Here is a 23,144-nt window from a genome sequence, read left to right as displayed (position 1 = left end):
GCGAGCGGCGCCCCCGTTCCGCCACGGCGGGGGCGCCTACTCGTACATCACGTACTCGGGCTGCGGGCGCAGGGCCAGGACCTCTTTGTGGGTCATCAGGCGGCTGCCCTTGGGGTCCTCGTCGTAGAAGAGCTTGAAGCCGGTGTGCATCCCCTTGGGCAGGTCGGTGACCAGGTGGTTCCAGGTCTCCCGCTTCAGGCCCGGCGAGCCGATGCCGTCGGCGCACTTGACGGCGGCGACGCCGGGCTGCGGCCGGAACGCGTGCTGGTCCCGCACCACCGAGGAGGCCACCTGGTGGAAGATGAAGGGCTTCTCCGGCAGGTCGTGCTCGCGGACCAGGCCGGAGAGGTAGCGGGCGATCTCGGTGAGTTCGCGGCCGTCGGTGCTCCCGTAGGTGTCGCCGGGCGTCTCGCCGGGGCCCATCTCCCATTCGGGGTCCATGGCGATGCCCACGTCCGGGTGCACCAGCCATTCGCGCAGCGCCTTGACCTCGCCCAGGGGCGAGGCGCGGCCCGGCTGGATGTTCAGGAGCAGCAGCGCACGGTGCTTGCGCGCGGCCGCGTGGAAGCGACGGACGATATCGGCGTCGGTACGGGACCGATAGGTGCCGTCGGGCCCCGCTTCGGCGTTGGCGACCACCGCCAGCAGTTCCAGGACGGGCAGCGGCTCGCGGTCGCCCGCGTAGGTGTGGGCCAGCTTCTCGATCTCCCGGGCGCGGTCGTCCAGGTCGCCGGTGCCGAGGCGGCCGAGGGCCGCGAATCCCGGCAGCCCGCAGAAACCGGCGAGCTGATGACGGGGGAACAGCTGCCGCCCGCCGCGCGGCAGCTGGGGCCGCTTCCTGGTGGGCCCGGTCGAGCGGCCGGGCGTGGCTCCGGCGGTACGGGGAGGCGCCGCGCCGGGCGGTGACGCGTCGCCGTCCGCCTTCCCGGCGCAGGCCGTGAGGAGGCCGAGGCCGGCCGCCGCGGTGGCGGCCAGGACGCCGCGGCGGCCCGGCTCGCGCACCGCGTGTCCGCCCGGCCGGGTCGTGCCGGTGGGTGCGCGGGCCGCCCGCCGGGCCGCCGGGTGCGCGTCGTCCGCCGTGGGCAGGCCGGGTGCGCTGTCGACCACGTCGCCTCCGTGGGTGCGTAGGGGTGGGTGCTGTGGCGTGAGGTGGTTGCGTCGTGCGCCTTGCCGGGTGTGATCGGGTGAAACGCCGCTCGGCACACTGCCTGCCTTATCACGATCAAGATCGCGCCAACTTCGACCGGCCGGGCGGCGCCGCGCCTCTCACCCGCTCGCCACCCCCGGCTCCCGCCTTCGGCCGCAGGGTGACCCCGGCGTTGGTAGGCATCCGGTGCGTACGCAGCCCAAGGGGCTGGGTGGCCGCGCGCCCGATCGGCAGACTCCTGATCACCGAGTCAACGGAAGAAAGCGAGCGACCGTCATGAACGACACCACCGGGTGGCAGGCCGGCTGGAGCGCCGCCGTCCAGCGCCCCAGCAGCGGTTTCGACAAGAACTGGGCCGAGGAGGGATTCGCCGACCAGACGGTGCGTCAGATCGTCCGGGTCACCGGCTCCGGCACCGCGGCCCGGGTGAAGCTCTCCAACCGCTACGGCACCGCCCCTCTGGAGGTCACCGGCGCCACCCTCGCCCGTACGGACCGGGGAGCCGCCGTCCGGGCGGGAACCACGCGCCGCCTGACCTTCGCGGGCGCCGAATCCGTCCGCATCCCGGCCGGCGGCGAGATCTGGAGCGACGCGGCCGAGGTACGCGCGGCTCCCTTCGACAAACTGACGGTGAGCCTGTACTTCGCACGGCCGACCGGCCCCGTCACCTTCCACGCCCAGGCGTTCACCACCGCCTACCGCGCCGCGGGCGACCAGCTGACCGCCGCCGACCCGGTGGTCTTCACCGAGACCACGGTCTCCTGGTACGTCCTCGCCGACGTGGAACTGGCCGGCGGCCCGGCCCGCCGGGACACCGTGGTGGCGTTCGGCGACTCGATCACCGACGGCTTCTCCTCCACCGCCGACACCGACCACCGCTACCCGGACGCACTCGCCGAACGGCTGGCCGCGGCAGGCCTGGCGCGCCCGGTGCTCAACGCCGGAATCGGGGGAAACCTGCTGCTCGGCGACGCACCGTGGTTCGGCGAACGGGCCGGTGCGCGCTTCCGGCGGGACGTTCTCGACAAGCCCGGGGTACGGACCGTCATCGTGCTCGCCGGCCTCAACGACATCGGCTTCAGCGAGGTGGACCCGGCCGCGTACCCGACGTACCGTCCGAACCCCGAGCGGTCCGCCGAAGCGGTCGTCGCCGGCTACCGCGACCTGATCGCCCAGGCCCACGCGGCCGGGGTACGGGTCATCGGCGGCACGCTCCTGCCCTTCGAGGGCGCCGAGTACCACACCCCTGCCTCCGAGGCGAAGCGCCGGGAGATCAACACCTGGATACGCGACTCCGGCGCCTTCGACGCGGTGGCCGACTTCGCCACCGCCCTCGCCGACCCGTCCAACCCGTACGCCATGCTGCCCGCGTACGACAGCGGCGACCACAAGCATCCGAATGACGCGGGGTACCGGGTGATGGCGGGGGTGGTGGATCCGGAGGCGCTCTGAGCGCGTCCCTCATCGCCCTACAGGCTCTCGGCTACCCGGAACCGCTGGGTCACGACCAGCGTGTCGTCATCGACGCCGAATCCCGGATCCCCCAGAGCCTCGCGCATTTCCCGGCTGTGCCAGAAGGTCTCGTGATCGGCACGCCAGTCCGCCAACGTTTCGTGGCCCTCGCCCTCGTCCACGGCGTGTTGCCGATCCACGTCGGCCAGGCGCAGCACGCGTACGTCCGTCAGCTCGATGACGGCTACGGGGTGGCCGTCGGAGTCGGGGACCTGGTAGCGCTCGCCTGCCTGCGGGAGGGGGTCGCCCTGGTGTTCGTAATCGGCCAGCAGGCCCGTGGTGGTGGTCTTGGCGCCGGATAGGACGGCGGCTACGAGACGGTCCCGCAGGGGGCCCGGGAAGGCGAACTCGAAGCGGGGCAGGGGCTCGTGGGAAGGCATGTGGATCAGATCAGAGGGCCGGGGTTCCGGGGCGGGGCGCGGTGCGGGCCGTGTGGAGGGCCCAGGCCACCATGGGGAGTTGGAGCGGGAGGCGGCCGTAGGCGATGGCCCTGAGGGGCGCGGGGCGGTGGCGCCAGTCGCGGGCCATCTTGATGTTGGCGGGGAAGACGGCGGCGAACAGGCCGGCGGCGGCCAGCGCGCCGGCCCGGCGGGTGCGCGGCAGGGCCACCGCGGCGGCGACCGCCAGCTCCGCGGCGCCGCTGGCGTACGTCCAGGTGCGCGGGGAGCCGGGCAGCGCGCGCGGCACGATCGCGTCGAACGGCTTGGGGGCGAGGAAGTGGAGCGCCCCCATGCCGCCGAGCATCCGGGCCATCGTCAGGGCGGAACGGTCGGTGGTGCGATCGGCGGCTGCCACGGGCGCTCCCAGGGTCGGTCCGGTGCGGTCGGAGCCGACCTTACCCATGCGTCAGGTCGGCGGACAGGGGCTGATCACCGTTGGGGGCGAGGTGTGCGTCACGCCGTACCAGGGCCGCGTACCGGCCGTCGGCGGCGAGGAGTTCGCCGTGGGTGCCGCGTTCGGCGATGCGGCCCGCGTCGAGGACGACGATCTGGTCGGCGTCGCGGACGGTGGACAGGCGGTGCGCGATGGTGATCGTCGTACGGCCCTTGGAAAGCGCGTCCATGGCCTGCTGCACCGCGTGTTCCGTACGGGTGTCCAGCGCGCTGGTGGCCTCGTCGAGGACGAGGACGGGCGGGTCGCGCAGGATCGTCCGGGCGATGGCGAGCCGCTGCTTCTCACCGCCGGAGAAGCGGTGGCCGCGCTCACCCACAAGGGTGTCGTAGCCGTCCGGCAGGGCCGCGATGTGGTCGTGGATCTGGGCCGCGCGGGCGGCGGCCTCCAGTTCGTCGTCGGTGGCGTCCGGCTTGGCGAAGCGGAGGTTGTCGGCGACCGAGGCGTGGAAGAGGTAGGTCTCCTGGGAGACCACGCCGACCGCGCGGGCGAGGGAGTCGAAGTCCAGGTCGCGGACGTCGACGCCGTCCAGGGTGACGCGGCCCGCCGTCACGTCGTACAGCCGCGGCACCAGGTAGCTGAGGGTGCTCTTGCCGCTGCCGGTCGCCCCGACGACGGCGAGGCTGGTGCCGGCCGGGACGGCCAGGTCGATGTCGCGCAGGGTGGCGGAGGCGGGCGCGGCCCCGGGCCCGCCCTCCGGGCTGTCGTACGCAAACGTCACGTCCTCGAAGCGGATCTCGCCGCGCGGCTCGGCCAGGCGTACCGGGTGCGCCGGTTCGGTGATGGCCACCGGCAGGTCGAGGTATTCGAAGATGCGCTGGAAGAGTGCGATCGAGGTCTGCATCTGCACGCCGGTGGACAGCAGCGAGACGGTGGGGCGCAGCAGGCCCTGCTGGAGCGTGACGAAGGCGACGAGGGTGCCGAGGGAGAACTCGGGCCCGCCGATCTGGAGGACGAGTCCGGCCGACCAGTAGATGAGGGCGGGCATGGCGGCCATGACGATGCCGATCGTGGCCATCCGCCAGCGGCCGGCCATGTTGGCGCGGACCTCCAGGCCGACCAGCCGCTCGGACTCGGTGGCGAAGTTCTTCGTGAGCGAGTCGGCGCGGCCCATGGTGCGGCCGAGCAGGATGCCGCTGACCGACAGCGATTCGGTGACCATGGCGGACATCGCGGCCATCTGCTTCTGCCGCGCCGTGGTGATCTTCTTGCGCTCGTTGCCGACCCGGCGGCTGATCCAGACGAAGAGCGGGAGCAGCAGCAGGGAGACCAGGGTCAGCCGCCAGTCGAGGGCGATCATGGCGACGACGGTGGCGACCACCGAGGTCAGGTTGGAGACCAGGGAGGTCGCGGTGGAGGTGACGGTGGCCTGCATGCCGCCGATGTCGTTGGCGATGCGGGACTGCACCTCGCCGGTGCGGGTGCGGGTGAAGAACGCCAGCGGCATGCGCTGGAGCTTGGCGTAGACGGCGGTGCGCAGGTCGTGCATGACGCGCTGGCCGACGGTGGTCGAGATCAGTGTCTGCAGGACGCCGAAGACGCTGGTCAGCACGGCGGTGGTGATCATGCCGGCGGCGAGCAGGGTCAGCAGGCCGGTGCGGCGTTCGGGGATCGCCACGTCCAGGACGGCGCGGAGCAGGAACGGGGAGGCGACCGAGACCAGCGAGGAGGCGGCCACCAGCAGGCCCACCGTGGCCAGCCGGCCGCGGTAGGGGCGGAAGAGGGCGAGGATGCGCCGCACCTGGGCCGGCTGGTCCGGGTCCCGGGGCGGCGGGGTCCACTGGGGTTCGTCGGGGCGCATGGGCTCCTTCGGAGGCGGTACGGGAAGGTACGGGAACGGAGTCCCGCCGAGCATAGTTCATTGTTACCTATACTCACAATGAACCTTGTCCTGATACCCTCCGGTCATGTCCTCCCCCGACCCGGCCACCACCGAACCCGGTCCCGTCCGCGCCGACCCCGACCTGGCGGAGCAGCTGGTGCGGCTCACCCGCCGTATGCACCGCGCGCAGCAGCGGCACATGGAAGACCTCGACATCGCCCTGACCCCCGCGCAGACCCGGCTGCTGCGCATCGTGGACCACTACCGCGACCAGCCGCCGCCCCGCATGGCCGACCTGGCCGCGCGCCTGGAGGTCGTACCGCGGGCCGTGACCACACTGGTCGACGCGCTGGAGGCGAAGGACACGGTCCGCCGGGTGCCCGACCCGGCCAACCGCCGCGTCGTACGGATCGAGCTGACCGAAACCGGCCGTTCGACGCTGCGCGCGTTGCGCGGCGCGCGCCGGGCCGCCGCGCGCGACATCCTGGCCCCACTGACCGCCGAGGAGCGGGACGTGCTCGGCGGCCTGTTGTCCACCCTCGTCGACGGGGCGGCCACCCGCTGCTGAAACACTGGCCCGGGTGGCCGCTCCGGACGCCGGAGCGGCCACCCGAGCGAGCCGAGCGGACCGGAGGTACGTCGTCATGCCCCTGCTGGAACCGAAGCCGGAGGCCCTGCGGCCGGCCGCCGCCGAAGGCCCGTACCACGACCGGGTGACGGACCGGCAGGCATCCGGCACGCCGGAGCGGCTGCGCGACGACCTGGTGGCGCTGCTCGGCCCGGACAAGGTGCTGCACCACGTCTCCGACCTGGTCCGGTACGCCTCCGACGCGAGCCCGTACCGCTTTGTGCCGCAGGTCGTCGTACTGGCCGAGGACGTCGACGACATCTCCGCCGTCTTCTCCTACGCGCACGGCAAGGGCCGCAACGTCGTCTTCCGGGCGGCCGGGACCTCGCTCAACGGGCAGGCGCAGGGCGAGGACATCCTCGTGGACGTGCGCCGGCACTGGGCGGGCGTCGAGGTGCTGGACGACGGCGCCCGCGCCCGTATCCGGCCCGGCACCACGGTCGTACGCGCCAACGCCACGCTCGCCCGGTACGGCAGGCTGCTCGGCCCGGACCCGGCCAGCGCCATCGCCTGCACGCTGGGCGGGGTGGTCGCCAACAACGCGTCCGGCATGACGGCGGGCACCACCCGCAACTCCTACCGGACACTGGCCTCGGTCACCCTCGTCCTGCCCTCCGGGACGATCGTGGACACCGGCGACCCGGCCGCGGACGAGGAACTGGCGCGCGCCGAACCCGGACTGTGCCGCGGGCTGCTGGCACTCAAGGCGGAGATCGAGGCGGATGCGGAGCTGGTGGCCCGCATCCGTGCCAAGTACGAGATCAAGAACACCAACGGCTACCGGCTGGACGCGTTCCTGGACGGGACGACCCCGGCCGAGATCCTGCGCGGGCTCACGGTGGGCTCCGAGGGCACCCTCGGCTTCATCGCGGAGACCGTCTTCGAGACGCTGCCGCTGAACCGGTACACCTCCACCGCCCTGCTGTTCTTCCCGTCGCTGAGCGCCGCCGCCGCGGCCGTACCGCTGTTCAACGAGGCGGGTGCGATCGCCGTCGAGCTGATGGACGGCAACACGCTGCGCGCCTCGGTGAGCGTGGCCGGCGTGCCGGCCGACTGGGCGGAGCTGCCGAAGACGACCACCGCGCTGCTGGTGGAATTCCGCGCGCCCGACGAGGCGGTGCGCGAGGCGCAGGAGGAGGCCGCGCGGAAGGTGCTGGCAGGGCTGGACCTGGTCGCCCCGGTCGCCTCCGTCACCAACGCGTTCACCCGCGATCCCGCGGTCATCGCCGGGTACTGGAAGGCCCGCAAGGCGTTCGTCACCGCGGTCGGCGGCTCCCGCCCGTCCGGTACGACGCTGATCACCGAGGACTTCGCCGTACCGCCGTCCCGGCTCGCCGAGGCCTGCACGGCCCTGCTGGAACTCCAGGACCGGCACGGTTTCGACGCGGCCGTGGCGGGCCACGCCGCCCACGGCAACCTCCACTTCCTGCTCGCCTTCGACGCCGCCCGGCCCGCTGACGTGGAGCGCTACGCCGCCTTCATGGACGAGTTCTGCGCGCTGACCGTCGAGCGCTTCGACGGCTCGCTGAAGGCCGAGCACGCCACCGGCCGCAACATCGCGCCGTTCCTGGAGCTGGAGTGGGGCCCGCGCGCCACGGAGCTGATGTGGCGTATCAAGCAGACCGTGGACCCGCACGGCATCCTCGCCCCGCGCGTCCTGCTCGACCGCGACCCGAAGGCGCACCTGCGCGGCCTGAAGACCATTCCGCAGGTCGAGGCGATCGCCGACCCCTGCATCGAGTGCGGCTTCTGCGAGCCGACCTGCCCCAGCCAGGATCTGACGACCACTCCGCGTCAGCGGATCGTGCTGCGCCGCGAGATGATGCGCCAGGCCCCGATGTCGCCGGTCACCGGCGCCCTGCTGGACGCGTACGGCTACGACGCGGTGGACACCTGCGCGGGCGACTCGACCTGCAAGCTGGCCTGCCCGGTCGGCATCGACACCGGCATGCTGATGAAGGAGTTCCGGCACCGGCGTCACTCCCCCGCCGAGGAACGCGCCGCGGCGCTGACGGCCCGGCACTTCAAGGCGGTGGAACGGTCGGCGCGGCTGGCGGTGGCCGCCGCCGCGAAGATCGGCGACCGGATCGGCGAGGGCCGCGCCGACCGACTGCTGAAGTCCCTGACGGGCGCGGCACGCAAGGCGGTACGGCCCGACCTCGTACCGGAATGGCTGCCGCAGATCCCCGGCGCCGCCGCCCGCAAGCTGCCCGCCACCCGGCGGGTGGGTGCCGCCGCGGTCTACTACCCGGCCTGCGTGAACCGCATCTTCGGTGAACCGGACGGCTTCGACGGGCCCTCCCTGCCCGAGGCGGTCGTGGCGGTGTCCGCGCGCGCGGGAAAGCCGGTGTGGATCCCCGACGATGTGCAGGGCACCTGCTGCGCCACCATCTGGCACTCCAAGGGCTACGACGAGGGCAACACGGTGATGGCCAACCGCATCGTGGAGGCGGCCTGGGGCTGGACCGCGGGCGGGCGGCTGCCGCTGGTCGTGGACGCGTCCTCGTGCACACTGGGCATCGCCCACGAGGTCGTGCCGTACCTGACCCCGGACAACCGGGAGCTGCACGCCGAGCTGACCGTCGTGGACTCGGTGGTCTGGGCGGCCGAGGAACTGCTGCCGCACCTGGAGATCCGGCGTACGGTCGGCTCCGCCGTACTCCACCCGACGTGTTCCATGCGGCACCTGGGCGACGAGGCGCAGCTGCGCGCGGTCGCCGAAGCGTGCGCGACGGAGGTGGTCGTCCCGGACGACGCGGGCTGCTGCGCCTTCGCGGGCGACCGCGGCATGCTGCACAAGGAGCTGACCGAGGCGGCAACCGCCAAGGAGGCCGCGGAGGTGACGTCCCGCCACTTCGACGCGCACCTGTCGGCGAACCGGATGTGCGAGGTGGGGATGGACCACGCTACGGGCGGCCGGGGGTACCACTCGGTGCTGCTGGCGCTGGAGGGGGCTACTCGGGTGGGGGGTTGAGGGAGCGGGTGCGGGGCGGCGACCGTGCGGGGCGGGTGCGGGTACGGAGCTGGGCCCGTACGGAGGAGCCCGTGCGGTGCCCGGCGCGTCCGCCTTATAGGGCGAATCGAACGTGATCGTTCCCCCGGCGGGGGCATACCCGCACCCAGGCGATGGGAAGCACGACGGCCACCCCGTCCGACCGCCGCCCGGTGCCTCTCACTCCCGCACGTGCAGCGCCACCGCCCCCTTCGCCGGGACCGACAGCCGCGCCGCCCCGTCCTCCCCGACGGTGACCGTGTGCCCGTCGCACGCGTCGGGTGCGGCCCGCAGGACGTCGCAGTACGTTCCGGCGGGGAGGGACGTGGTGAATGTCCGCTCCAGCGCCGCGGCGCCGTTGTTGAGGGCGACGAAGCCCTTGCCGTCGCGCGCGAAGGCGATCGCGTCGCCGCCGTTGTCCCACCAGTGGGTGAGCGGGGCGGAGCCCACCGCGTTGCGGAAGCCGACCATGCCGGTGATCTCCCGCCTGGCGTGCAGGCCGGTCCAGCCGTCGGTGCCGGCGGGCGGGCCGGCGTCCTTGTCGGTCCACGCGTAGCCGGAGTACACGTTCGGTGAGCCGTACGGCGAGGCCAGCATGAAGACGTTGGCGAGGAGATGGGCCGCGCCGTCCTTGTAGGTGAGCGTCGAGCCGTTGCGCTCGGTGTCCCAGTTGTCGACGAACGTACGGGCGTGCCCGCCGTCCAGCTTCCCGTCGGCCACCGATTTCAGCTGCGAGAGGCCGCCGCCCTGAAACGCGGCCTTGAGGTGGGTCCCGTACCGGAATTCGTCGACGTCCCCGGTGCCGGTGTACTCCTCGGGCCGTACCGCCTCGCCTTCGCCGTACACGGCCTCCTGCACCCAGAAGCCGGGGTCCTTCATCCTGCCCTTGACGGCCGCCAGGTCCGCGGCGGCCATGTGCTTGGCGGCGTCCACGCGGAAGCCGTCCACGCCCAGCGACCGCAGGTCGTCGAGGTGGCCGGCGATCGCGGTCCGCACCTGGTCGCTGCCGGTGTCGAGGTCGGCCAGGCCGACGAGTTCGCAGTTCTGCACGTCGCCGCGGTCGGTGTAGTCGGATATGTCCTTGCGGCACGTGTGGAAGTCGCGGTCGCCGTAGAGGCCGGGGTAGCCGTACTTGGTGTACGCCGTGCCGCCGGTTCCGGTACCGGAACCGGCGGCCATGTGGTTGATCACCGCGTCGGCGATCACCCGTACGCCGGCGGCGTGGCACGCGTCGACCATCTTCCCGAAGGCCGCGCGGTCGCCGAGCCGTCCGGCGATCCGGTAGCTGACGGGCTGGTACGAGGTCCACCACTGCCCGCCCTGGATGTGCTCGGTGACGGGCGACACCTCGACGTAGCCGTAACCGGCCGGGCCGAGCTGGTCCGTGCACGCCTCGGCGACCTGCGCGAAGGGGCGCTCGAAGAGGGTCGCCGTAACGGTTTTCGGTCCGGGCGGGGCGGCCTGCGCCGACCAGGGGGTGGCGGCGGCGAGGCCGGCGACGGCCAGGACGCCGGCGAGTGTGCGGGCACGACGCTGCATGCTGCGGCTCCTTCGACAGGCGGGAACGGCCGGTCTCCGGTGGTGGGGCACCGCCGGCCGGCTCCGCGCGGGCAGCCGCGTTGCGGGCTGCCGTGGGGGGAATGTCCGACGGAGCCTGCCCCTCCGCCGGTTGATCCGTCAAGGGATCACGCAAGAATTTCCAGGCACTTGCGCAAGAGTCGGGTCCCGTCCGTCCCGGGCCCGTACCCGCGGGCCGCGGCCGCCCGCGCGGGACATTCCGTCCGGGCGGCCCTCTTGTGCCCCGAGCCACTCAACCGCCAAGGTCCCTTGCGAGGTTCACGCTTCCGCCACGCACCATCCGCTCCTATGGAGGACCGATGAACGAGGCACCATCGCAGCGCCACGAGCCCCACGAGCACGACGGCCACGAGGACGGCGCCGGGCACGACGGACCGAGACCGAGCAGGCGTTCCGTCCTGTGGACCGCCGGTGCGGCGGGGGCCGGCCTCGGGATCGGCGGGCTGGGCGCGGGCAGCGCCTCGGCGGCCGGAACCGGACAAGCGGCCGGAGCGGCGGCGGCAGCCGGGGAGGCCTCGGCTCCCCGGGGCAAGCACAAGACCATGATCGGCGTGCCGTTCGAGCGGCGCAGCACGGTACGGGTCGGCATCATCGGCCTGGGCAACCGCGGTATGGGCATGCTGCCGCTGTACCTCGACATCCCGGGCGTACGGGTCGTGGCGGTCTGCGACCCGGTCAAGGACAAGGCGGCCAAGGCCGTCCGGCTGGTGACCGGCGCGGGGCAGCCGGCGCCCGCCGTCTACAGCAAGGGCGACCACGACTTCGAGAACCTCTGCGAGCGCGGCGACCTCGACTTCGTGTACATAGCCACCCCGTGGGACTGGCACTTCGAGATGGCCAGGACCGCGCTGCTGGCCGGCAAGCACGTCGGCGTGGAGTGCCCGGCCGCCATGCGCATGGGCCAGCTCTGGGACCTGGTCGACCTCTCCGAGCGCACCCGCCGGCACTGCATGCAGGTGGAGAACTGCTGTTACGGCCGCAACGAGATGCGCGTCCTGCGGATGGCGCACGCGGGCCGCTTCGGCCGGTTGCTGCACGCCGCCGGCGCGTACAACCACGACCTGCGCCAGCTGATGTTCGACCCGACGTACTACGAGGGCCCGTGGCGGCGGCTGTGGCACACCCGGCTGCGCGGTGACCTCTACCCGACCCACGGCTTCGGTCCGATCGCCAACTACATGGACGTCAACCGCGGCGACCGGGTGGTGCGCATCACCAGCTTCGGCACGCCCGCGCTGGGGCTCGCCGAGTACCGCGCGGCACACATGCCGCCGGGCGATCCGAGCTGGAAGGAGTCGTACATCGAGAGCGACCGGACCTTCAGCCTGCTGCAGACCGCCAAGGGCCGGGTGCTGCGGCTGGAGCACGACGTGTCGACGCCGCACCCGTACAGCCGCATCAACAGCCTCGGCGGCACCAAGGGCGTCTTCGAGGACTACCCGGAGCGGATCTACATCGAGCCGGACCAGAGCAACGACCAGTGGGGCGACTTCAGCAAGTACACCGAATGGGACCACTGGCTGTGGAAGGAGCACGCCAACCCGCCCGGCGGGCACGGCGGCATGGACTACATCATGCTCTTCCGGATCATGCAGTGCTTCCAGCTCGGGCTGGTACCGGACTTCGACGTCTACGACGCGGCGACCTGGAGCGCGCCGGTGATGCTGAGCCATGCATCGATCAAGGCGGAGGGCGAGCCGCAGGAGTTCCCGGACTTCACCCGGGGCCTGTGGCGCAAACCGCGGCAGGGGGTGGACTCCCCCAAGCCGACGGCGTGACGCGGCGGGGCCGGGCAGGCGCGCAGCCGCGCCCGGCCCCCGCACCGCTCCGGCGGCGCAAGAGCGCCCCTCAGGCCGCCAGGTGGGCGGTGTCGCCCATGACCACGACGGGGCGCTGCCGCGGGTCGAGGGTGCGCAGCAGCGTGACCAGGCCCGCCTTGGAGATGCTCACGCAGCCGGACGTGCCGCTGCCGTGGTCCAGGTGGAGCCAGATGCCGCCGCCCTTCTTCTGCCCCTGCGGCCGGGTCGGGTCCAGGGGCGGGGTGCCTTTGACGCGGTTGTAGTCGACCGCGATGACGTGGTCGAAGTCGTGCCGGGTCTTCTTTTCCCAGTACGAGGGCGGGGTGAAGGCCGCCGAGTGGGTGTACGGCAGCTTCGCGCCCGGGTCGGGCAGCACGCCGCCCGCGTCGGTGAGACTGAAGACACCGACCGGGCTGCGCAGGTCGTCCTCGTGGTGGTCGGTGGTCCAGCCTTTCCTCCCGTTGTGCGCGGGCCAATCGGCCGTACGGTGCCACCCCTTGGCCGTCTTCGTGTACAGGGCGAGCGTGGCTTCGGGCGAGTCGGCGCCCTTGCCGTACACGGCGACGACCTGCCGCGTGCCGGCGGGGATGCGTGCTCTGAGCCGCTCGCCCACGCCCGGGATGTCCTTCGCGTACGCGGCGGCCCCGGCCTTGCGCCTGCCGTTGCCCTTGCCTTCGCCGTCCGTCGATCCGCCGCCTGTGCCGCAGCCCGCCAGCAGGGTCAGCCCCACCGCCGCCACCGCGGCCCTTCGTACCATGCAGCCCGCAGTTCGCATGATTCCCATGGTGGCATCCGGACGGCGCGTAGGGGCCGAACCGGCCCCGACCGGCATGGCCCGTCGGCTGCGCCCGCGCGGAAAACCTGTTGAACCAGGGCGCCGTGACGCGCCAGTCTGCCAAGGCCCTCCCGCGGCCGCGCCCCTCCGCCGCCCGCGCGCGCCCTGCCGCATCACGCTTCACGCGTCACGACGACGCGGACCGGCCACCGGCTCCCGGCCCGGCCCGACGCCCACCGACCCGAACCGCCGCACGCCGGCCCTGACCTTGGGACACCATGCACATTCGCGACCTTCCTCATGCCGATCCGGGGGTCCCTGACGTCCGCTCCGGCGGCCGGCTGCTGCGGTGGCTGTACCGGCAGCAGCTCGGCGGACAGACCAAAGCACTGTGCTGGGGGCTGGTGCACACCGGCGGGGTGGCGTCCTTCCCCGTCCCGGTCGGGATCGCGGTGCAGGCCGCCGTGGACCGCTCCGGCTCCCGGCTGCTGCTCGCGGGCGGGCTGTTGCTGCTGCTCGGCGCGCTGGTGGCGGTCGGCGACGTGATGCTGCACCGCGCCGCGGTCACCAACTGGATCACGTCGGTGGCCCGCATCCAGCAGTTGCTGGCGCGCAAGACCACCGAGTTGGGCTCCGCCATGACCCGGCGGGTCGCCGCCGGAGAAGTGGTGGCGGTTTCGACGGGCGACCTGGAGAAGATCGGCTGGTTCGTCGAGGCGGTCTCCCGTTTCGGCGCGGCGGCGCTGACCTCCGTCGGCGTCTGTGTCGCCCTGGTGGTCTACCAGCCCGCGCTCGGTGTGGTGGTGGCCGTCGGCGTACCCGTACTGGCGCTGGCCGTCCTGCCGTTGCTGCCGCCCGCCACCCGCCGCGCCGACGAGCAGCGCGAGAAGGCGGGCCGGGCCACCGAACTGGCCTCCGACACCGTCGCGGGCCTGCGCGTCCTGCGCGGCATCGGCGGTGAGGAACTCTTCCTCGGCCGCTACCGGCGCGCCTCCCAGGACGTCCGCCGGGCCGCCGTACGCAGCGCCCGTATGTGGTCCACGATCTCCGCCGTACAGGTCCTCCTCCCGGGGCTCCTGCTGATCGCGGTGGTCTGGTACGGCACCGGGCTCGCCCTCGACGGCCGGGTGCGGGTCGGTGAACTGGTCACCGTCTACAGCGCGGTCACCTTCCTGCTGTATCCGCTGAGGCACTTCGAAGAGATCGCCATGGCCTACTCCTTCTCCCGGCCGTCGGCCGAACGCGCCGCACGCGTGCTGGCGCTGCGCCGCCCCGCCGAAGGGCGGATCGCCGCGCCCGGCCCGCTCGGCGGCGACCTGGCCGACCCGGTCAGCGGGGTGCGCGCACCGGCCGGGCGGCTGACCGCCGTGGTGTGCGGCGACCCGGACGCGGCCGGACGACTCGCCGACCGGCTCGGCGGCCACCCCGCCGAGGCGCCCGAGGGCACGCCGTCGGTCCTGCTGGGCGGCGTCCCGCTGGACGACGTGCCGCGCGAGGCCGCCCGTACCGCCGTACTGGTCCAGGACAAGGACCCGGTCCTGCTGTCCGGGACGCTCGGCGAGCTGCTGGACATCCCGGCGTCCGGGTCCGTACGGGCCGAGGAGGCGCTGGCGGCGGCGCAGTGCGGCGATGTGCTGGCCGCGCTGGCGCAGGGTTCGGCCGACGGCTCCGGCGACCCGATGGGCAGTCACATCACCGAGCGCGGCCGGTCGCTGTCCGGCGGGCAGCGGCAGCGGCTGGCGCTGGCCAGGTCGCTGGTCACGGACCCCGAGGTGCTGGTCCTGGACGAGCCGACCAGTGCCGTCGACTCGCACACCGAGGCCCGGATCGCGGACGGGCTGCGCGCCCTGCGCACGGGCCGTACGACGGTGGTCCTGACCTCCAGCCCGCTGCTGCTCGACCGGGCCGACCACGTGGTCCTCCTGGACGAGGGCCGGGTGGCGGGCACCGGCACCCACCGTGAACTCCTGCGCGGCAACGCGGCGTACCGCGCCGTGGTCACCCGCGGGACCGACGAGGACGACGGGCCGGAGGCCGCCTCCCCGGCGGCCCGGGCCGCGTCCGACGGGCGCTTCGCCCGTACCACGACCGACCGGGTTCGTACCGGAATCGACCGGATCTCTACCGGAACCGACCAGATCGAGGAGACCGCATGATCGGCCTGGCGCCACCGGAGCACGATCCGGACGCCCCGCGGACGGCCGCCACCCTGCCGGTCGGCTCGCCCGCGACCGTACGCGCCTACGTGGGCGGACTGGTCCGCAGGCACCGCGGGGCCTTCGTCCTGCTGGTGACCGTCAACGCGGTCGCCGTACTCGCCTCCATGGCCGGACCGTTCCTGCTCGGGGATGTGGTGGAGGACCTGGGCAACGGCGTGCGCGACCTCCACCTGGAGTGGACGGTCGGGCTGTTCGTCCTCGCGCTGGCCGCCCAGGCCGTGTTCGTCCGGCTGGTACGGCTGCGCGGCGCGATGCTCGGCGAGGAGATGCTGGCGGACCTGCGCGAGGACTTCCTCGTACGGTCCGTCGCCCTGCCGCCGGGCGTGCTGGAGCGGGCCGGGACCGGCGACCTGCTGTCCCGCATCACCACGGACATCGACCGGCTGTCGGAGGCGATGCGCGAGGCCGTGCCGCAGCTGGCGATCGGCGTGGTCTGGATCGCACTGCTGCTCGGCGGCATGACCGTCACCGCGCCGCCACTGGCCCTGTCCGTGCTCATCGCGCTGCCCGTGCTGCTCGTCGGCTGCCGCTGGTACTTCAAGCGGGCCCCGCACGCCTACCGCTCGGAGGCGGCCGGGTACGCCGCGGTCTCGGCCGCGCTGACCGAGTCGGTGGACGCGGGGCGCACCATCGAGGCGCACCGGCTGGGCGCGCGCCGCATCCGGCTCTCCGAGCGCCGTATCCGCGAATGGACCCAATGGGAACGCTGGACCCTCTATCTGCGCTCGGTGCTCTTCCCGGTCGTCAATGTGACGCATGTGCTGATCCTGGGCGCGGTGCTGCTGCTCGGCGGCCTGTTCGTGCTGCGCGGCTGGCTCACACCGGGGCAGCTGACGACGGGGGCGCTGCTCGCCCAGATGATGAGCGAGCCTGTGTCGATCATCCTGCGGTGGTACGACGAGCTGCAGGTGGCCCAGGTCTCCATCGCGCGGCTGGTGGGCGTACGGGAGATCGAGCCGGACGCCGCCGACGAGCGGGCCGAGCCGGACGGCCGGGACGTGCGGGCGGACGACGTGCGCTTCGGTTACCGGGCGGGGGTGGACGTGCTGCACGAGGTCTCGCTGCGGGTGCGGCCCGGCACGCGCATGGCGCTGGTCGGTCCTTCGGGGGCGGGCAAGTCGACGCTCGGGCGGCTGCTCGCCGGGATCTACGCGCCGCGCACCGGCGAGATCACGCTCGGCGGCGCGGAGCTGTCCCGGATGCCCGCGGAGCGGGTGCGCGCGCATGTGGCGCTGGTCAACCAGGAGCACCACGTCTTCGTGGGTTCGCTGCGCGACAACCTGCTGCTGGCCCGTACGGACGCGCGGGACGCTGAGCTGTGGGCCGCGCTCGGCGCGGTGGACGCGGACGACTGGGCCCGGGCCCTGGAAGCGGGCCTGGACACCGAGGTCGGCTCCGGCGGCCACGCCCTCACCCCGGCCCAGGCCCAGCAGATCGCGCTGGCCAGGCTGGTCCTGGCCGACCCGCACACCCTCGTCCTGGACGAGGCGACCTCCCTGCTGGACCCCCGTGCGGCCCGGCACCTGGAGCGCTCGCTGGGCCGTGTGCTGGACGGCCGTACGGTCGTGGCCATCGCCCACCGGCTGCACACGGCCCACGACGCGGACGTGATCGCGGTGGTCGAGGACGGCCGCATCAGCGAACTCGGCAGCCACCATGAGCTGGTCGCGGCGGACGGGGCTTATGCGGCGTTGTGGAGGTCCTGGCACGGATAGGGAGCCGCGTCCTCCGCCGGGACGCGCCCCGGGCGGAGGGCGCCCGGGGCACCTCCCCGTCAGAGATACCCCAGCGCCCCCAGCCCCCCGATCCCGCCGAGCAGCATGAACACGGGCATCAGGACCTTGATCTCCACCCAGCTCCCGGCGCGGAAACGCATGCCCTTCGGCGGGCCCAGCGGATACCAGCGCTTGCGGCCGATCGGGATGGGCCACAGGACCGGGCAGCCGGAGACGGTCAGCGCGTCGCCGATGTCGTGGACCAGCGCGCCCAGGACGATCGGCAGGCCCAGCCACAGGTATTCCTGGCCGGGGTCGGTGAACAGCCAGCCCGCGCCGTTGCCCGGCTCGTCCAGGACTCCGGCGAGGATCCACGCCGTCGCGGCGCCCAGCAGCCACACCAGGACGTCGCTGGAGACCCGGGCCGCCCGCCACAGCAGGCCCTCGATCGCGAGGACCATGTGGACGAAGAGGATGCCGAGCACCGCCCAGCGCCCGCCCTGCACCGCCAGGAGTGACATGCCGCCGCCGACCAGGACCGCCCACACCCACGTATGGGTGAGGGTGCGGTGCCCGCCGGAGCGGTGGGCGTCGCCGCGCATCTTGGTGGCCTTGTAAACGGCGTGCGAGAGGGTGTCGACCACGCCGCACAGCGCTCGCGAGAGCGGTCCGAAGGCGCGCGATATGGTCGCCGACTTGTGGTCCAGGTCGGGTGCCAGCGCCGCGCCGGCGCAGATCAGCGCGCCGACGACGAGGACCGGCCAGGGCATCGGATACCCCGCGGCCGCCGTCGCCGCACCCACCCCCAGCCAGGCCGCGGCCCCGGACAGCGAGTGCGCCGGTCCCATCATGGTCTTTCCCCATCCCGGTTCGACTGGACACGAAGCCCGGTCCCCGTCGACGGGACACGGAGCTCGGAACCCGGATTTCTGACGCCGGGCCGGCGACACAGCGTAGCCTTTGATGATCTAGGTCTGACCCGCCGGTTGTCGGATCCGGACCCGGCCAAGGCAGTATGGGGGCGTGACCCTCATCGATCATCTCCCGAACGACGCCGACCCCGATGCCCTCTTCGAAGCCTTTTCGAGCTGGGCCGAACAGCAGGGCCTCGCGCTCTACCCTGCTCAGGAGGAGGCGCTGATCGAGGTGGTCTCGGGGGCGAACGTCATCCTGTCCACCCCCACCGGATCGGGAAAGAGCCTGGTCGCGGCGGGTGCGCACTTCTCCGCGCTGGCCCGCGACGAGGTCACCTTCTACACCGCGCCGATCAAGGCGCTGGTCTCGGAGAAGTTCTTCGACCTGTGCAAGCTCTTCGGTACGGAGAACGTCGGCATGCTCACCGGCGACGCCTCCGTCAACGCGGACGCGCCGGTCATCTGCTGTACGGCCGAGGTGCTGGCCTCCATAGCGCTGCGGGACGGCAAGGACGCCGACATCGGCCAGGTCGTCATGGACGAGTTCCACTTCTACGCCGAGCCGGACCGCGGCTGGGCCTGGCAGATCCCGCTGCTGGAACTGCCGCAGGCGCAGTTCGTACTGATGTCGGCAACGCTGGGCGACATGTCCCGTTTCGAGGAGGACCTGACCCGGCGCACCGGCCGGCCGACGGCGGTCGTACGGTCCGCGACCCGGCCCGTACCGCTGTCGTACGAATACCGGGCGACCCCGATGACGGAGACCCTGACCGAGCTGCTGGAGACCCGGCAGGCCCCGGTCTACATCGTGCACTTCACGCAGGCCGCGGCCGTGGAGCGGGCGCAGGCGCTGATGAGCATCAACATGTGCACCCGCGCCGAGAAGGACGAGATCGCGGCGCTGATCGGCAACTTCCGCTTCACAACCAAGTTCGGCCGCAATCTGTCCCGCTACGTCCGGCACGGGATCGGTGTCCACCACGCGGGCATGCTGCCCAAGTACCGCCGGCTCGTCGAGAAGCTCGCCCAGGCCGGGCTGCTGAAGGTCATCTGCGGTACGGACACGCTCGGGGTCGGCGTCAACGTCCCCATCCGTACGGTGCTGTTCACCGCACTGACCAAGTACGACGGGACGCGCGTCCGGACGCTGCGGGCGCGGGAGTTCCACCAGATCGCGGGCCGCGCGGGGCGGGCCGGGTTCGACACGGCAGGGTTCGTCGTCGCGCAGGCGCCCGAGCACGTCGTGGAGAACGAGAAGGCGCTCGCCAAGGCCGGCGACGACCCCAAGAAGCGCCGCAAGGTAGTCCGCAAGAAGGCGCCGGAGGGCTTCGTCAACTGGGGCCAGAACACCTTCGAGAAGCTGATCGCCTCCGAGCCGGAGCCGCTGACCTCCCGGTTCCGTGTGACCCACGCGATGCTGCTGTCCGTGATCGCGCGGCCCGGCAACGCCTTCGAGGCGATGCGCAAGCTGCTGGAGGACAACCACGAGCCGCGCCGCAACCAGCTGCGGCACATCCGCCGCGCCATCGCGATCTACCGTTCGTTGCTGGACGGCGGGATCGTCGAGCGCCTCGACGAGCCGGACGCGGAGGGGCGGATCGTCCGGCTGACCGTCGACCTCCAGCAGGACTTCGCGCTCAACCAGCCGCTGTCCACGTTCGCGCTGGCCGCGTTCGACCTGCTCGACCCGGAGTCGCCCTCGTACGCGCTGGACATGGTCTCGGTGGTGGAGTCCACCCTCGACGACCCGCGGCAGATCCTCGCGGCCCAGCAGAACAAGGCCAAGGGCGAGGCGGTGGCCCAGATGAAGGCCGACGGCGTCGAGTACGAGGAGCGCATGGAGCGCCTCATGGACGTCGAGTACCCGAAGCCGCTGGAAGAGCTGCTGCTGCACGCGTACAACCTCTACCGCAAGAGCCACCCGTGGGTCGGCGACCACCCGGTGTCGCCGAAGTCGGTCATCCGCGACATGTACGAGCGCGCGATGACCTTCACCGAGTTCACCTCGTTCTACGAGCTGGCGCGCACCGAGGGCATCGTCCTGCGCTACCTGGCGAGCGCGTACAAGGCGCTGGACCACACCGTGCCGGACGACCTGAAGTCCGAGGACTTCGAGGACATCATCGCCTGGCTGGGCGAGATGGTCCGCCAGGTGGACTCCAGCCTGCTGGACGAGTGGGAGCAGCTGGCCAACCCCGAGGTGGAGACGGCCGAGCAGGCCATGGAGCACGCGGACGAGGTCAAACCGGTGACCACCAACGTGCGCGCCTTCCGCGTGCTGGTCCGCAACGCCCTCTTCCGGCGGGTGGAGCTGGCGGCGCTGGACAAGGTCGGGGAGCTGGGCGAGATGGACGCCGAGTCCGGCTGGGACGCGGACGCCTGGGGCGCGGCGATGGACGCGTACTGGGACGAGTACGACGAGCTGGGCACCGGTCCGGATGCGCGCGGCCCCAAGCTGTTGCAGATTCAGGAGGAGCCCGAGCACGGGCTGTGGAAGGTGCGGCAGACGTTCGCCGATCCCAACGGCGACCACGACTGGGGCATCTCCGCGGAGGTGGACCTGGCGGCCTCCGACGAGGAGGGGCGCGCGGTGGTGCGCGTCACCGATGTGGGGCAGCTCTGAGGCTGCCGGGACACCTGACGGAGGACCCACGGTCATGACCAATCCCGCCGAGCGCCTGGTGGATCTGCTGGACCTGGAGCAGATCGAGGTGAACATCTTCCGCGGCCGCAGCCCGCAGGAAAGCCTCCAGCGCGTCTTCGGCGGGCAGGTGGCCGGACAGGCGCTGGTCGCGGCCGGGCGGACCACGGAGGGCGACCGGCCCGTGCATTCGCTGCACGCGTACTTCCTGCGTCCCGGGCGGCCCGGGGTGCCGATCGTGTACCAGGTCGAGCGGGTACGGGACGGCCGGTCCTTCACCACGCGCCGGGTCGTCGCCGTCCAGCAGGGACGTACGATCTTCAATCTGACCGCCTCCTTCCACCGGCCCGAGCCGGGTGTCGAACATCAGTTGCCGATGCGCCGCGAGGTGCCGCCCCCGGAGGAGCTGCCGACCGTCGCGGACGAGGTGCGCGAGCACCTGGGCGGGCTGCCCGAGGCGCTGGACCGGATGGCCCGCCGGATGCCGTTCGACATCCGCTACGTCGACCGGCTGCGCTGGACGCCGGAGGAGATCGAGGGCGCGGAGCCGCGCAGCGCGGTGTGGATGCGGGCGGTCGCGCCGCTGGGCGACGACCCGCTGGTCCACACGTGTGCGCTGACCTACGCGAGTGACATGACCCTGCTGGACGCCGTCCGCATCCCGATCGAGCCGCTGTGGGGACCGCGCGGCTTCGACATGGCCTCCCTCGACCACGCGATGTGGTTCCACCGCCCCTTCCGCGCGGACGAGTGGTTCCTGTACGACCAGGAGTCCCCCATCGCCACCGGCGGCCGCGGCCTGGCCCGCGGCCGCATCTACGACCGCGCGGGCAACCTCCTCGTATCCGTCGTCCAGGAGGGCCTCCTCCGCCCCCACACCAACGCACCGAGCCTGGAGCGGCCGTACGGGGAAGGCGCGGGTGGGGGCGCCTGATGGGGAGTGGGCGGGGAGCGGGGCCGCGGATCGGCGAGCGGGCGACCGCGGCCCCGTGAGGACGGGCCGGTGAGGACGGTGCCCCGATCAGTGGTCGTTGCCGGGCTTGCTGAACTCCTCGATCAGCACGGGGTATTGCTCCTTTCCGTGGCCGGCGGCTATCGAGCGGTCGGCCATCGACTTGATCAATTTCGGTAGTTCCGCGTTGACGCCCACCGCCTCGCTCTCCTCGATCAGGTGCGCCATGGCCCGCGCGTCGGTTTCCATCGCCGACACCTCCGCCGGGAAGGCCCCCTTGTCGATCTGCTCGGCATACCCCGGCAGCCAGTCGGCCACCCCGGCAGCCATCTGCCGCGCGAACGTCGCGTACGTCGCGGCGTCGACACCGGCCGTCCTGAGCAGCGCGGTGCCTTGCAGCCAGGCGTTCAGGACGCTCCACATCATGGCCAGGCCGGCCACGTCGTACAGGGACGCCAGGCCATGGTCCGCGCCGAGGTAGGTGACGGTGCCGAGCGCGTCGAGCGTCGGCCTGTGCGCCTCGAAGTCCGCCTGCGCCCCGCTGTGCAGGATCACCGCCTCGTCGGTGCCGATGGCCGACGGTATGGCCATCACCGCGCCGTCGAGGTAGCGGGCACCGCGCCGCTCCGCCCACCGGGCGGTCTCCCGGGCCTGGCCCGAAGAACCCGAGGTCAGGTTGATCAGCGTCGCGCCGTCGAGCCCGGCATCGCTCGCGCCGAGCAGTTCCCGCACCGCCTCGTAGTCGGTGACGCAGATGATCGTCAGCCCTCCTGTCTTGAGCGCGTCGCCGACTGACGACGCGAGCCGTGCGCCGTCGGCCACCAACGGGTCGGCCTTCGAGCTCGTACGGTTCCACACGGTGGTCGGGTGCCCGGCCTTCAGGAACGCGCCAGCGAGTGCCCGGCCCATCAGCCCGAGTCCGATGACTGTCACGGGGGTGTCGGTGTTGTCCATGGCAGCATCGTCAACGTTGATACCGGTGTGAAGGTCAAGCAAGGTTGCGATGCGGATCGGGGAACTGAGTCGTCGGACGGGCGTCAACACCCACCAGTTGCGCTACTACGAAGCCCAGGGGCTGCTGGAGGCGGACCGTAGGGCCAACGGATACCGCGAGTACGGCGAGAGCGCCGTCCTCCGGGTGAAACAGATCCGCCATCTGCTCGGCGCCGGCCTGTCCTCCGAGGACATCGCGTATCTGCTGCCCTGCGCGGTGGGAGAGGAACCGGAGCTGATCGGGTGCCCCGAGCTGCTGGCCGCGATGCGGTCACGGCTGCGGCGACTGGACGACCAGATGCACCGACTCGCCCGGTCCCGCAACGCCCTCGCCGACTACATCGACGCGGCCGAGCGCATCGGCCGCGAGACCTATCCGCCCTTTGAGGGGGCAGGCTTGGAGCCCGTCGCCCCCGCCTGAAGGAGCACGCCCCGCGCGGGCCCCTCCCCCCCTCTCCGTCACCCATCAGCCTCGATCCGGAACGGCGATGTCGCGCAGAAGGCCGGGCGCGGATCCTTCGGCTGGTGGGGCGGGTGGGGCGGGTTGAGGGGCGGGGGCAGGGATG

General features: G+C 72.4%; 17 protein-coding genes. 9 read left to right on the top strand and 8 right to left on the bottom strand.

What is annotated here, in order from left to right:
• Positions 1 to 36: 36 nt before the first annotated feature.
• Complete coding sequence (locus IH45_RS0108905; protein WP_234440467.1) at positions 37 to 1,107, bottom strand: hypothetical protein; 1,071 nt, start codon at positions 1,105 to 1,107, stop codon at positions 37 to 39.
• A 316-nt stretch (positions 1,108 to 1,423) separates the two neighbouring features.
• Between IH45_RS0108905 and IH45_RS0108900 the strand changes: the two genes are divergently transcribed.
• The gene (locus tag IH45_RS0108900; RefSeq protein WP_030664068.1) at positions 1,424 to 2,599 is read left to right on the top strand and encodes an SGNH/GDSL hydrolase family protein; all 1,176 of its coding nucleotides are present in this window, start codon (positions 1,424 to 1,426) and stop codon (positions 2,597 to 2,599) included.
• Between the two features lie 17 nt (positions 2,600 to 2,616).
• Here the strand turns inward: IH45_RS0108900 and IH45_RS0108895 are convergent, their stop codons facing one another.
• The 3 genes from IH45_RS0108895 to IH45_RS0108885 form a co-directional block, all read right to left on the bottom strand.
• Positions 2,617 to 3,039 carry an ASCH domain-containing protein gene (locus IH45_RS0108895; RefSeq protein WP_030664054.1) on the bottom strand — a complete coding sequence of 141 codons (423 nt, stop codon included), beginning with the start codon at positions 3,037 to 3,039 and terminating at the stop codon, positions 2,617 to 2,619.
• Positions 3,040 to 3,049: 10 nt separating this feature from the next.
• Positions 3,050 to 3,412 carry a DoxX family protein gene (locus IH45_RS0108890; protein ID WP_030664052.1) on the bottom strand — a complete coding sequence of 121 codons (363 nt, stop codon included), beginning with the start codon at positions 3,410 to 3,412 and terminating at the stop codon, positions 3,050 to 3,052.
• Positions 3,413 to 3,494: 82 nt separating this feature from the next.
• Positions 3,495 to 5,351, bottom strand: a complete 1,857-nt coding sequence (locus tag IH45_RS0108885) for an ABC transporter ATP-binding protein (RefSeq protein WP_030664048.1) — start codon at positions 5,349 to 5,351, stop codon at positions 3,495 to 3,497.
• Positions 5,352 to 5,457: 106 nt separating this feature from the next.
• Between IH45_RS0108885 and IH45_RS0108880 the strand changes: the two genes are divergently transcribed.
• Both IH45_RS0108880 and IH45_RS0108875 read left to right on the top strand, forming a co-directional pair.
• Positions 5,458 to 5,940, top strand: coding sequence for a MarR family winged helix-turn-helix transcriptional regulator (locus tag IH45_RS0108880; RefSeq protein WP_030664045.1), 483 nt, complete (start codon positions 5,458 to 5,460; stop codon positions 5,938 to 5,940).
• A gap of 76 nt (positions 5,941 to 6,016) precedes the next feature.
• Positions 6,017 to 8,974 (top strand): FAD-binding and (Fe-S)-binding domain-containing protein, encoded by a 2,958-nt coding sequence (locus IH45_RS0108875; protein WP_030664042.1) that lies wholly within the window; start codon positions 6,017 to 6,019, stop codon positions 8,972 to 8,974.
• A 198-nt stretch (positions 8,975 to 9,172) separates the two neighbouring features.
• Here IH45_RS0108875 and IH45_RS0108870 read toward each other — a convergent pair whose 3' ends face one another.
• Entirely contained in the window at positions 9,173 to 10,531 is a 1,359-nt protein-coding gene (locus IH45_RS0108870; protein ID WP_030664039.1) for an alpha-amylase, read from the bottom strand.
• 338 nt (positions 10,532 to 10,869) lie between these two features.
• Here IH45_RS0108870 and IH45_RS0108865 point away from each other — a divergent pair, with 338 nt between their 5' ends.
• The gene (locus IH45_RS0108865) at positions 10,870 to 12,348 is read left to right on the top strand and encodes a Gfo/Idh/MocA family protein (RefSeq protein WP_030664037.1); all 1,479 of its coding nucleotides are present in this window, start codon (positions 10,870 to 10,872) and stop codon (positions 12,346 to 12,348) included.
• Between the two features lie 70 nt (positions 12,349 to 12,418).
• On the opposite strand, the gene IH45_RS0108860 is transcribed toward IH45_RS0108865, so the two are convergent.
• The gene (locus tag IH45_RS0108860) at positions 12,419 to 13,126 is read right to left on the bottom strand and encodes a L,D-transpeptidase family protein (RefSeq protein WP_032917045.1); all 708 of its coding nucleotides are present in this window, start codon (positions 13,124 to 13,126) and stop codon (positions 12,419 to 12,421) included.
• Between the two features lie 296 nt (positions 13,127 to 13,422).
• On the opposite strand from IH45_RS0108860, the gene IH45_RS0108855 reads away from it, so the two are divergent.
• Positions 13,423 to 15,300, top strand: a complete 1,878-nt coding sequence (locus IH45_RS0108855; RefSeq protein WP_030664032.1) for an ABC transporter transmembrane domain-containing protein — start codon at positions 13,423 to 13,425, stop codon at positions 15,298 to 15,300.
• Entirely contained in the window at positions 15,297 to 17,078 is a 1,782-nt protein-coding gene (locus tag IH45_RS0108850; protein WP_030664029.1) for an ABC transporter ATP-binding protein, read from the top strand. Before IH45_RS0108855 ends, IH45_RS0108850 begins: the two co-directional genes overlap by 4 nt.
• 59 nt (positions 17,079 to 17,137) lie before the next feature.
• Here the strand turns inward: IH45_RS0108850 and IH45_RS0108845 are convergent, their stop codons facing one another.
• Positions 17,138 to 17,929: a metal-dependent hydrolase gene (locus tag IH45_RS0108845; protein ID WP_030664026.1), complete on the bottom strand. Its 792-nt coding sequence runs from the start codon at positions 17,927 to 17,929 to the stop codon at positions 17,138 to 17,140.
• A gap of 172 nt (positions 17,930 to 18,101) precedes the next feature.
• Between IH45_RS0108845 and IH45_RS0108840 the strand changes: the two genes are divergently transcribed.
• Positions 18,102 to 20,615, top strand: a complete 2,514-nt coding sequence (locus IH45_RS0108840) for a DEAD/DEAH box helicase (RefSeq protein ID WP_030664023.1) — start codon at positions 18,102 to 18,104, stop codon at positions 20,613 to 20,615.
• A 34-nt stretch (positions 20,616 to 20,649) separates the two neighbouring features.
• Entirely contained in the window at positions 20,650 to 21,567 is a 918-nt protein-coding gene (locus IH45_RS0108835; protein ID WP_030664021.1) for an acyl-CoA thioesterase, read from the top strand.
• Between the two features lie 87 nt (positions 21,568 to 21,654).
• Here IH45_RS0108835 and IH45_RS0108830 read toward each other — a convergent pair whose 3' ends face one another.
• The gene (locus tag IH45_RS0108830) at positions 21,655 to 22,539 is read right to left on the bottom strand and encodes an NAD(P)-dependent oxidoreductase (protein ID WP_030664016.1); all 885 of its coding nucleotides are present in this window, start codon (positions 22,537 to 22,539) and stop codon (positions 21,655 to 21,657) included.
• A 49-nt stretch (positions 22,540 to 22,588) separates the two neighbouring features.
• Between IH45_RS0108830 and IH45_RS0108825 the strand changes: the two genes are divergently transcribed.
• Positions 22,589 to 22,999 (top strand): MerR family transcriptional regulator, encoded by a 411-nt coding sequence (locus IH45_RS0108825; RefSeq protein ID WP_030664013.1) that lies wholly within the window; start codon positions 22,589 to 22,591, stop codon positions 22,997 to 22,999.
• Positions 23,000 to 23,144 lie beyond the last annotated feature (145 nt).

Source organism: Streptomyces rimosus subsp. rimosus, from assembly GCF_000720725.1.
Classification (GTDB): domain Bacteria; phylum Actinomycetota; class Actinomycetes; order Streptomycetales; family Streptomycetaceae; genus Streptomyces; species Streptomyces rimosus_A.
Note: the sequence above shows the minus strand (reverse complement) of the source record. Positions and strands in the feature narration are given on the sequence as shown.